At 67.1% G+C, this 9,025-nt stretch carries 10 protein-coding genes; 9 read left to right on the top strand and 1 reads right to left on the bottom strand.

Annotated elements, in window-relative coordinates; translation table 11 throughout:
• Positions 1-23 precede the first annotated feature (23 nt).
• The 5 genes from GEV07_14670 (at position 24) to GEV07_14650 (ending at position 4,427) form a co-directional block, all read left to right on the top strand.
• Positions 24-722, top strand: a complete 699-nt coding sequence (locus tag GEV07_14670; GenBank protein MQA03904.1) for a hypothetical protein — start codon at positions 24-26, stop codon at positions 720-722.
• Positions 292-1,269 carry a M48 family metalloprotease gene (locus GEV07_14665; GenBank protein MQA03903.1) on the top strand — a complete coding sequence of 326 codons (978 nt, stop codon included), beginning with the start codon at positions 292-294 and terminating at the stop codon, positions 1,267-1,269. Before GEV07_14670 ends, GEV07_14665 begins: the two co-directional genes overlap by 431 nt.
• 41 nt (positions 1,270-1,310) lie before the next feature.
• Positions 1,311-2,795: an apolipoprotein N-acyltransferase gene (lnt, locus tag GEV07_14660; GenBank protein ID MQA03902.1), complete on the top strand. Its 1,485-nt coding sequence runs from the start codon at positions 1,311-1,313 to the stop codon at positions 2,793-2,795.
• A gap of 94 nt (positions 2,796-2,889) precedes the next feature.
• Entirely contained in the window at positions 2,890-3,747 is an 858-nt protein-coding gene (locus tag GEV07_14655; GenBank protein ID MQA03901.1) for a methyltransferase domain-containing protein, read from the top strand.
• A gap of 215 nt (positions 3,748-3,962) precedes the next feature.
• Positions 3,963-4,427, top strand: a complete 465-nt coding sequence (locus GEV07_14650) for a DUF2752 domain-containing protein (GenBank protein MQA03900.1) — start codon at positions 3,963-3,965, stop codon at positions 4,425-4,427.
• Positions 4,428-4,600: 173 nt separating this feature from the next.
• Here the strand turns inward: GEV07_14650 and GEV07_14645 are convergent, their stop codons facing one another.
• Positions 4,601-4,852, bottom strand: coding sequence for a hypothetical protein (locus GEV07_14645; protein ID MQA03899.1), 252 nt, complete (start codon positions 4,850-4,852; stop codon positions 4,601-4,603).
• Positions 4,853-5,140: 288 nt separating this feature from the next.
• Between GEV07_14645 and GEV07_14640 the strand changes: the two genes are divergently transcribed.
• The 4 genes from GEV07_14640 (at position 5,141) to GEV07_14625 (ending at position 8,841) form a co-directional block, all read left to right on the top strand.
• Positions 5,141-6,178 (top strand): multicopper oxidase domain-containing protein, encoded by a 1,038-nt coding sequence (locus GEV07_14640; GenBank protein ID MQA03898.1) that lies wholly within the window; start codon positions 5,141-5,143, stop codon positions 6,176-6,178.
• Positions 6,175-7,359, top strand: a complete 1,185-nt coding sequence (locus GEV07_14635; protein ID MQA03897.1) for a ZIP family metal transporter — start codon at positions 6,175-6,177, stop codon at positions 7,357-7,359. Before GEV07_14640 ends, GEV07_14635 begins: the two co-directional genes overlap by 4 nt.
• 682 nt (positions 7,360-8,041) lie before the next feature.
• Complete coding sequence (locus GEV07_14630) at positions 8,042-8,449, top strand: PrsW family intramembrane metalloprotease (GenBank protein ID MQA03896.1); 408 nt, start codon at positions 8,042-8,044, stop codon at positions 8,447-8,449.
• A complete protein-coding gene (locus tag GEV07_14625; protein MQA03895.1) occupies positions 8,410-8,841 on the top strand; it encodes a PrsW family intramembrane metalloprotease in 432 nt (143 codons plus the stop codon). The genes GEV07_14630 and GEV07_14625 overlap by 40 nt, the downstream gene beginning before the upstream one ends.
• The last annotated feature ends 184 nt before the right edge of the window (positions 8,842-9,025 follow it).

Genomic DNA, 9,025 nt, shown 5'->3' with positions numbered 1-9,025 from the left:
CTTAGAGGAAGGAGGGCGTCGGCATGCGCGCTTTCGGTGAGCTGGAGGCGGCGGTGATGAACCGGTTGTGGTCGCTGCGCCGGCCTGCCTCCGTACGCGAGGTACTCGACGCATTGCGCGAGGATCGCGATCTCGCCTATACCACGGTGCTGACCGTGATGGACAAGCTGCACAAGAAGGGTTGGCTGCGGCGCGAATCCGCCGGACGGGCGCACCTGTACGAGCCGGTGGCATCGCGTGACGCGTACACGGCGCGGCTGATGCGCAGCGCGCTCTCCACCAGCCCGAACCATGCCGCGACGTTCGTGCATTTTCTCGCCGAACTTACGCCTGAGGAGTCCGAGGCGCTTCGAGCCGCACTCAGCATCGTGCCGCCTGAGGGCAGGGCTAGTGACCGTCTCGACCGTGCTCGTCGGCTACGGACTCGTTCTGGCGGCCGCTGGCCCGAGAATCCTGACCAGGTCGCGCTGGATGGATCGCGCGCCTCACCTAGCCATCGCCATGTGGCAGGCCGCTACGGCATCGGTGCTGGCAGCCGCGCTGCTGGTGGCGTTGCGGGGCCACTATGCGGGCATCGGTCAACCCTTGGTCGCGATGACTGGGTTGGGCATCGCGTTCGCGCTCTGTGCGTGGACGGGCATCCATCTCGCCCGCGGCTTCGTGGGCGCCGTCCGGGAACGTCGTCTGCACGCGAACATGTTGGCGCCGATCGCTTACCATGACCCGGACCTCGGGGCCCTTGTGGTCGAGCACGACCGCCCGCTCGCTTATTGCCTGCCAGGTCGGGTGCGCAGAATTGTCGTGACGAGTGGGGTCATCCAACGTCTGGATGCCGAGCAACTGGCTGCCGTCCTCGCTCACGAGCGTGCGCACCTCTTCGGTCGCCATCATCTCGCGGTCACTACGGCGGAGGCTCTCGCCCGCGCCTTCCCCTTCGTTCCGCTCTTTCGTACAGCCGCGGATGAGATAGCGCATTGTGTCGAACTCGCCGCCGCCGACGTCGCCGCCCGCCGCCATGACAGTCGGGTAATCGCCGCGGCGGTCCTCTGCATCGCCGGTGCGCCGATCCCACGCAGCGCGCTCGGGGCGAGCGGCCAACGGGTCGCGAGACGGGTGCGGCGCATGCTGACCCAACATCCGCCGCTCGGTCGAATCGCACGTACGGGGAGCGCCACCGTCATCATCGGGCTGCTCGCAGCCCCTGGCATCATCGCGGCGAATCCGGCCATCGCGGCGACACTCGACCGTCACTGCCCGATTCCACTGTGACACGGTTGACTGTGCGAACGGGCTTCTGGACAAACGTAGAGATGCGCCCACTTGTACGCGTAGCTCTGGCGGCGACGGCGGGCGCAATGATGCTCGTGAGCATGCCACCGATAGGTTTGTGGATGCTCCTGCCCGCTGGCGTGGCCTTGCTGGCAATGGCCATCCATGGCTGCGGATGGAGGCGTCGACTGCTCGTGGGCGCGGCAGCCGGTGCAACGTTCTTCGGTCCTGGGCTCTTCTGGCTCACGTCGTTCAACGCATTCGGCTACGTCGCAGTGCTTGCGGTCGAGGTGGGACTCTTCGCCGCGGCGATGGCGATCGTCCCTGGTCGCCGCGGCGGCTGGTGGGCTGTACCCGCGGCGCTCGTGCTGCTTGAGGCGGTACGGACGCGGTTCCCGCTCGGGGGATTTCCGCTGCCCGGTCTCGCCCTCGGGCAGATCGACGGGCCCTTCGGTGTTGCCGCGGGGCTCGGCGGCTCCCTGCTCGTCGTCGCCTTGCCGGCGGCCGCCGGGGTCGCCGTGGTGGCGCCGCTCCTGACGCGTCGCGGAGTGCTCACCGGCGCGAGCATATTGCTCGTGATCGCAGTCGTCGTGGGGATCGCCACGCTGCTGCCGACGCGCTCGCCGCAGTCGCTCGATGTCGCTGTCGTACAGGGCGGTGGGCCACGCGGCATCCCTGCTGTCCGCAGCGATCCGCGCAAGGTCACCGAACGACATTTCGCAGCGACTCAGCAAATCGACGGATCACCGGACCTGGTGCTGTGGCCGGAGGGCGTCGTCGACGTCGACGAGTCGGTGACCAAGTCAGGGCAGGGTGCTCGACTTTCGGCGCTGGCACGGAAGCTCGACACCACACTCGTCGTCGGCGTCGTCGAGCAGGACGGCGACCGCTTCCGTAACGCCGCGGTCGCCTGGGACCCTGACGGGTCGGTAAGTGGTCGCTACGAAAAGGTCCACCGGGTGCCGTTCGGCGAGTACCTGCCGATGCGGCCACTTGTCGAGCGACTTACGGACGACGCCTCGCTCGTCCCCCGTGACGCGATCCCCGGCCGCGGGCCCGGGCGGTTGGACACGACTGCCGGCGAGTTGGGCATCGTGATCTCCTACGAGGTGTTCTTCTCCGACCGCACACGGGCCGCCGCGACCGTTGGTGGGCACATATTGCTTGTGCCCACCAACGCAGCATCGTACACGAGCGAGGAAGTCCCCGCGATGGAAGTTGCAGCTGCGCGGCTGCGAGCCCGTGAGCTGGGCCAGACCGTCCTGCAGGCGGCGCCGACGGGATACTCAGCGATCATCCTTCCGGACGGAACGGTCGTCGGGCGCAGTGAGCTGGAGCGGCCCGGCGTCCTCACCGCGCGGGTACCGTTGCGAGACGAGCGCACTCCGTATACCCGTACCGGTGACTTGCCGATCCTGAGCGCCACCTTGCTCACGCTGCTGCTCGCTGCGTTCGGTAACCGACGGTCCCGTGACGCCCCTCCCGTGTCATCGAAGGGTGACGCGGGTGTGCTTTCCAGGAACTGACTACTAAGAAACCTAGTTCTAGCTAACCTAGTAGCAGCCGGAAACGTCGTGTATCCGGTGGAAGCAGGACGTGAACGGGTCAACGAGTCGGTCGATGGAGGTAGTTGTGTCGCTGCATGGCGCCCGGCGGTCGGCCGACAGGGCCGGGCGTTCGGTTCGTGAGAGTGTCGTCTGGACGCAATACGAGAGCCGAGAAGCGGCCGCCAGCTATGCGGCATCGCATGAGGGTGACGGCCCGTCAGCACGGTACTTCCACTCACGGATGCATGCCATCGAGCAATCGCTAGGCGAGCATCGCGGCGGCGATCTTCTCGACGTCGGCTGTGGCCCCGGCATGCTGGTACGACATCTGCTCGACACTCGCGGTGGCGACCTCCGTATCACGGCGTGCGACCAGTCGCCGGCTATGGTCGACGCCGCCAGGGAGCGAGTCGGGGACATCGCCCGGCTCCAGGTGGCGCGAGCGGAGTGCCTGCCCTTCCCCGATGCCAGCTTCGACGTCGTTCTCGCGATGGGGGTGCTGGAGTACACCGATGCTTCCTGCGCGCTGCGCGAGGCCGCGCGGGTGCTCCGACCGAACGGCCTCCTGCTGGCGACCATGCTCAATCCGCTCAGCCCTTACCGGCTCTTCGAGTGGGTGCTCTACTGGCCGGCGGTTCGCCTTCTCGGACGACTTGAACGGGTGGCGGGAGTACCTCCCGAACGACGGCACGGAGTCCGCACCTCGGGCATCCGGGCGGTGCCGCCACGGAGGCTCCGAGGCAAGATGCGCGGCGTCGGCCTGGCTCCCGATGACGTGATCCACTACGACTTGACGCTACTCCTGCCACCATTCGACAAGTTCGTCCGCCGGCGGACGCGGAGCTGGCGCACGCATCCGGAGAGAACGATCGGCCGCGGCGTTCGTGGCTGGATGGGGACCGCGTACCTGGTCGCGGCCCGGCGTACGTGACCCGTCGGACACCTCGCCCTACGGCGGCGCGGAAGTCACGATGAGCGTCCCCGGCCGCCTCCAGCTCATCCGAGTGACTCAGCTGAACGAGAACACGATCTGATCGACGAGCCGTCCCCGAAGCGACAGCTGGGCGGCATCACTGGGGCAGCGTCGCGTATGCCCGCAATGCTCTAAGCTACTTAGGAGAGCGTCTAGAGAAAGCAGTGCCACTGATGACCGCCAGTGCCTACGAGTCGCACCGCACCCGGTCCGCCCGCGTGTCGTTGAGGCTGCGGTGGGAGCAGGTGGACAGGCACCGCCGACTGGTCTACGTGGCGCTCGGCGGCCTGGTTCTCGGCGGGGCGATGGCGGTGTTCGGGTTGCCGCCTATCGACATGCACGGGCCGCTGCATCGCTTCTTCGGGATCATGGACCCGCTCTGCGGTGGCACCCGTGGAGTGCGGTACGCCATGCGAGGGGAGTGGGGACTCGCCTGGGCGTACAACCCGGTCAGTATTCCCCTGGTGGTCGGTGCGATTGCGCTCGTCGCACGCCATGCGGTTGGCAAACTGAGCGGGCGATGGCTCAATGTGCGCCTCGCGCTCCCGCGATGGGTGCTGATACTGCTGATCGTCCTGCCGCTGGTGGTGCTGGAGATCAACCAACAGCTGCACGCCGCCTTGCTGATGGGCCCGTGAGTAACCTGCGGGAGTGGTGGTGGGCGTGTTGTGGTCAGTGGGGTGTGCGCAGCGTTCGTCGCCCGGCTCCAGCCGTGGGTGGCACGCTGGCACCCTTTGTGTGAGCTCAGGTCAGGTGGCGGCAGGGTATTGCGGTCAGGCGTAGGAGTGGAGCATACCTGCGGCAGACGTCGTCAGCTGGTTCGTGTTTCTCCGCCCACTGCTTCTGCGTCTCGAACATCCGGTGGTATATCTCCTCGAGCCGCAGCCGACGGGATCGCCGCTGTGCAGATCGCGATCGCCGAGGCCGAGCAGCTCGCCAGCAGGTCGCTCATCGAGCTGTTGCCCGCCATCCGGATATCGGCGAGCCTGTGCGGATCGAGCTCGTCCCCGGCAACGGCGGCGCGTTCAAGGCGTTCAAGGCCCAGACGTTTCGCCCGGATCATCGCCTCGCACCCGGGCTGATCCCGCCCCGGCGGAATCCGGAACATGTTCAGCAGCCATGTCTACGCATTAGCGTATGTGTTTATACGGGCTCACGAACTATGATGTTCGTAGCAACGTATTCATTGTCTGGCCAACTGAACTCCCGGCGACGGTGGTGTGGTTGGGCGGCACCATGAGGGGCGATCCATGAGCAGCGCACAGGTGCGGCATCGTCTCGGGCGTCTGCCATGGAACGCGCGGAGTTCCGGGGCTGACAACGCGGTCCTGGTGGACGGCTGGAGGCATTGATGGCGGCTCCATCGCGGCGTCGGTTTCTGGTTGGAGGCGCTGTGGCAGGCACGGCCAGTGCCGCGCTCGGGGCACGGAGCGTGGTCAGGGACTCAGGCGCCCCGGCTAAGGCAGCCAGTGGGCATACCGGCGGACATGGCAACGGGGTGAACGGCCCGACGTTTCGCGAGGGTGGCGCCGTCGACCATCGCGGCAACGGTTTCCATCCGAGCAAGATCCTGCGCGATTTCGACTACGGCCGCGTCTCGCATACGGGGCAGGGGCGAGTGCTGCGCGAGTGGGAGATCGTTGCCGGCGACAAGGAGGTGGAGGTCGCGCCCGGCGTCCGGTTCCCTGCCTGGACCTTCAATGGCCGGGTGCCGGGGCCGACGCTGCGCTGCCGGGAGGGTGATCTGCTGCGGGTTCGGTTCACCAACGGCTCGGCCCACCCACACACGATGCACTTCCACGGCATCCATCCAGCCGAGATGGACGGGGTTCCCGACGTCGGGCTCGGTGTGATCGACCCCGGCCGTAGCGTGGTCTATGAGTTCGACGCCAAGCCGTTCGGGGTGCACCTGTACCACTGCCATGTGGGACCGCTGGCCGAGCACATCTCCCGGGGCCTGTATGGCACGTTCATCGTCGACCCGCCCCAGCCGCGTCGGTCTGCGGACGAGCTGGTGATGGTGATGCACGGCTACAACACGACGTTCGACGGGCAGGGCAACCAGCTCTACGCGGTCAACGGCATCCCGTTCCACTTCATGCACGAGCCGGTCCGGGTGCGTCGCGGCGAGCTGGTCCGGATCTACCTGGTCAACATCCTGGAGTACGACCCGATCAACAGTTTCCACCTGCACGGCAACTTCTTCGACTACTACCCGACCGGGACCCGGCTGGAACCTGCGGAGTACACCGACACGATCGCCCAGGCGCAGGGTCAGCGAGGCATCTGTGAGGTGCGGTTCCCGTACGCGGGGCGGTTCATGTTCCATGCGCACCAGACGGAGTTCGCCGAACTCGGGTGGATGGGCTTCTTCGAGGTGACCGAGTGACTGTCGACCGAGTTGGGAGTGCGCGGGCGTGGGTGCCCGCGATCATATGCGTCGTCCTCATCGGCGTGGTCTTGGTCGCACTCGCCGTAGTTGGCGGCCGGACGCTGCCCGACCGGGCAGGACCGCCGATCGAGCAACTCGCCGTGGAACGCAATGAGCTTTCTCCCGGCTCCATCACGCTGACTCTGCGCAACACCGGTCCGGATCCGGTACAGGTCGCGCAGGTGTTCGTCAACGACGCCTACGTCGACTTCGACGGCGGGACGCGGCCGATTGAAAGACTCGATACGGAAACGCTGCGGCTGGCGTACCCGTGGCAGAGCGGGCAGCCATACCAGGTGTCGATCGTCACCTCCACCGGTGTGGTGATCGAGCACGAGATCCCTGCCGCGGTCGACACTCCGCAGGCCGGCGGCGGTTTCTTCGCTCTGATGGCTCTGCTGGGCACCTACGTCGGAATCATTCCGGTCGTGCTGGGGATGCTCTTCCTGCCGGCGTTGCGCCGTATCGGCAGCCGCGGCGTGCGGGCGTTGTTGGCGTTGACCGTCGGGCTGTTGGCGTTCCTCGCGGTGGACGCCACCATCGAGGGCTTGGAGCTCGCCGGGACCGGGGGCGGCGCGTTCGGCGGCCCGGCGTTGGTCGTGCTCGGCGCCGTGTTGGCGTTCCTCGCGTTGACCGCGGTGGACCATCGCCTCAGGACCCGCGCCCGCCACGGAGAACCACGCCGAGTCAGCGGAACCCGCCTCGCGTTCATGATCGCGATTGGGATCGGGCTGCATAATCTCGGCGAAGGTCTGGCCATCGGCGCCGCCTATGCCGTCGGTGAACTCGCTCTAGGTGCCACCTTGGTTGTCGGGTTCACCATTCAGAACACCACCGAGGGTCTCGCGATCGTCGCACCCCTTACCCGACGACGCCCGGCCTTGTCCCGGCTTCTCGGCCTCGGTGTCCTGGCCGGGGCGCCGGCTATCGGGGGTGCTCTCCTCGGCGCGACCGTGACCAACGCGGAGCTGTCGGCGTTCCTGCTCGGCGTCGGCGTGGGCGCCATCGTCCAGGTAGTCGTCCAGATGGCCCCCTCGCTGCGCGGCCGCGACGACCGGGTCCTCGACCCGGCCACCATCGGCGGTGTCGCCGCGGGCCTGCTCACGATGTACCTCACCGGGCTTCTCGTCATCGCCTGACACCGGCGGCGCCCCGGTCGCGATGAGGACGGGGTTGGAGTAGAGCTACAGGTCGACCACGGGTTCGCGGCCAGCGGGTCACCGACGTGTCCTTCGAACGACGGCCCGGTCAAGGTTCGCCCCTGGCCATGTGCCCGCCACCGTGGTGGCGGGCACACCATCAGCCGCAGGTATTGGACCTCGGCATCGCAACCGCGGGCTCGACTCAGCGAGCGTAGCTGCGGGCGTGTCGCCATTCCCGGCATCACCGTGCTCGGCATGTCCATCCACACCATCCGGGGCCCGGTCGGACGCCTGTGGCAGGTCCCAGGAGACTAGCCACCGTGCATCTGGCCGATCTGCCGCTGTTGGGTCAGCATCACATCGCGCCGTGCTCGAGCGAGTGCACAGCCTGGCCGTCGTTGACGATGTCCGGGTAGGTACCGCAGTTCACCACAGCGGCAAGTGGTCACCACCGACCGACGGGGCCGCTGCTTGGCTCGCTCTTGTCGACGACGACGCGCCCCGATCGTTGCTCTTCACCTCGCGGCCCGTCGCCCCAACGACACATGACCAACGAAATAACTAAGCACCTTAGGTGACAGGCGTGGGGACCGTGACCGAAGACTTGAACGCTGGGTGGCGATGAGCACCAGAACCTGGGCCAAGGACGCTCTCGCCGGCCGCCTGCGTCGTCGCCGTCCTGGGCTGGGTGGGGATCGGCTCCTGCGGCATCGTCGCGCTCGCCTATGGCTTCCTGGTCGGCGGTCCTGGTGGTTTCGTGCTCGGCATCCTGTTTTGCGACGCTGCCCGTCCCCTGCTCGTCTTCGCGGTGCTCAGCCTCGACCGGTTGGAGCCCAAACCGACTCGCAACCTCGTACTTGCGTTCGCGTGGGGCGCCGCGGTGGCGGTGGTGATCGCGCTCGTCCTGGAGGCGACCATCGGTGTGACGTTCGATGACCGCCTGTTCGGCGCCGCAGTGGTGGCACCCGTCGTCGAGGAGACGGCCAAGGGCCTGATCATCTTCTTGATCCTGCACGTGCAGAAGACCTCGACGGTCCGACCGACGGCATCGTCTATGCCGGAATGGTGGGACTGGGCTTCGCGATGAGCGAGAACATCGTCTACTACGGTGCCTCGCTGGGGAAAGGGGCGGCCAGCCTCGTCGGCACGTTCGTGTTGCGTGGGATCTTCTCGCCGCCGACGCACCCGCTGTTCACCTCGGCGACCGGTATCGCGTTGGGGTATGCCGCGCTCACACGCCGTACGGCACCGCGGTGGGTGCTGCCAGTCGGCGGGCTGCTGCTCGCGCTGCTCCTGCATGGCGCGTGGAACGGCCTCGGCCAGTTGTTCAGTGTCTTCGGGTTGGTGTTCGTCTACGTCTCTCTCATGGTGCCGATGCTTGTCGCGTGCATCCTGATCGCGTCCTTCGAACGCAGGCGGGTACTTCGCGCGACGACCGCGTCTTCCAGCTCGACGAGATCGGTGTGCTTTCGACGATGAGGTCCCGCCGCAAGCTGCGCCGGTTGATGCGCGACTACCAGCAGCCAGCCAGTTGGCGATGCTGGACGAGCACGCGTCGCGCGGCACCGCAGGACCGGAGTACGGGCCACGGCGGGAGGCGCTCGTCTGGGTGCTGCTGATGTGCAAGGCAGCCTTTTCGGGCAACACACGGATGGCCCACAAC

The organism is Streptosporangiales bacterium, from assembly GCA_009379825.1.
In the GTDB taxonomy this organism is placed as follows: Bacteria; Actinomycetota; Actinomycetes; order Streptosporangiales; family WHST01; genus WHST01.
This window is presented reverse-complemented; position numbering and strand designations above follow the sequence as displayed.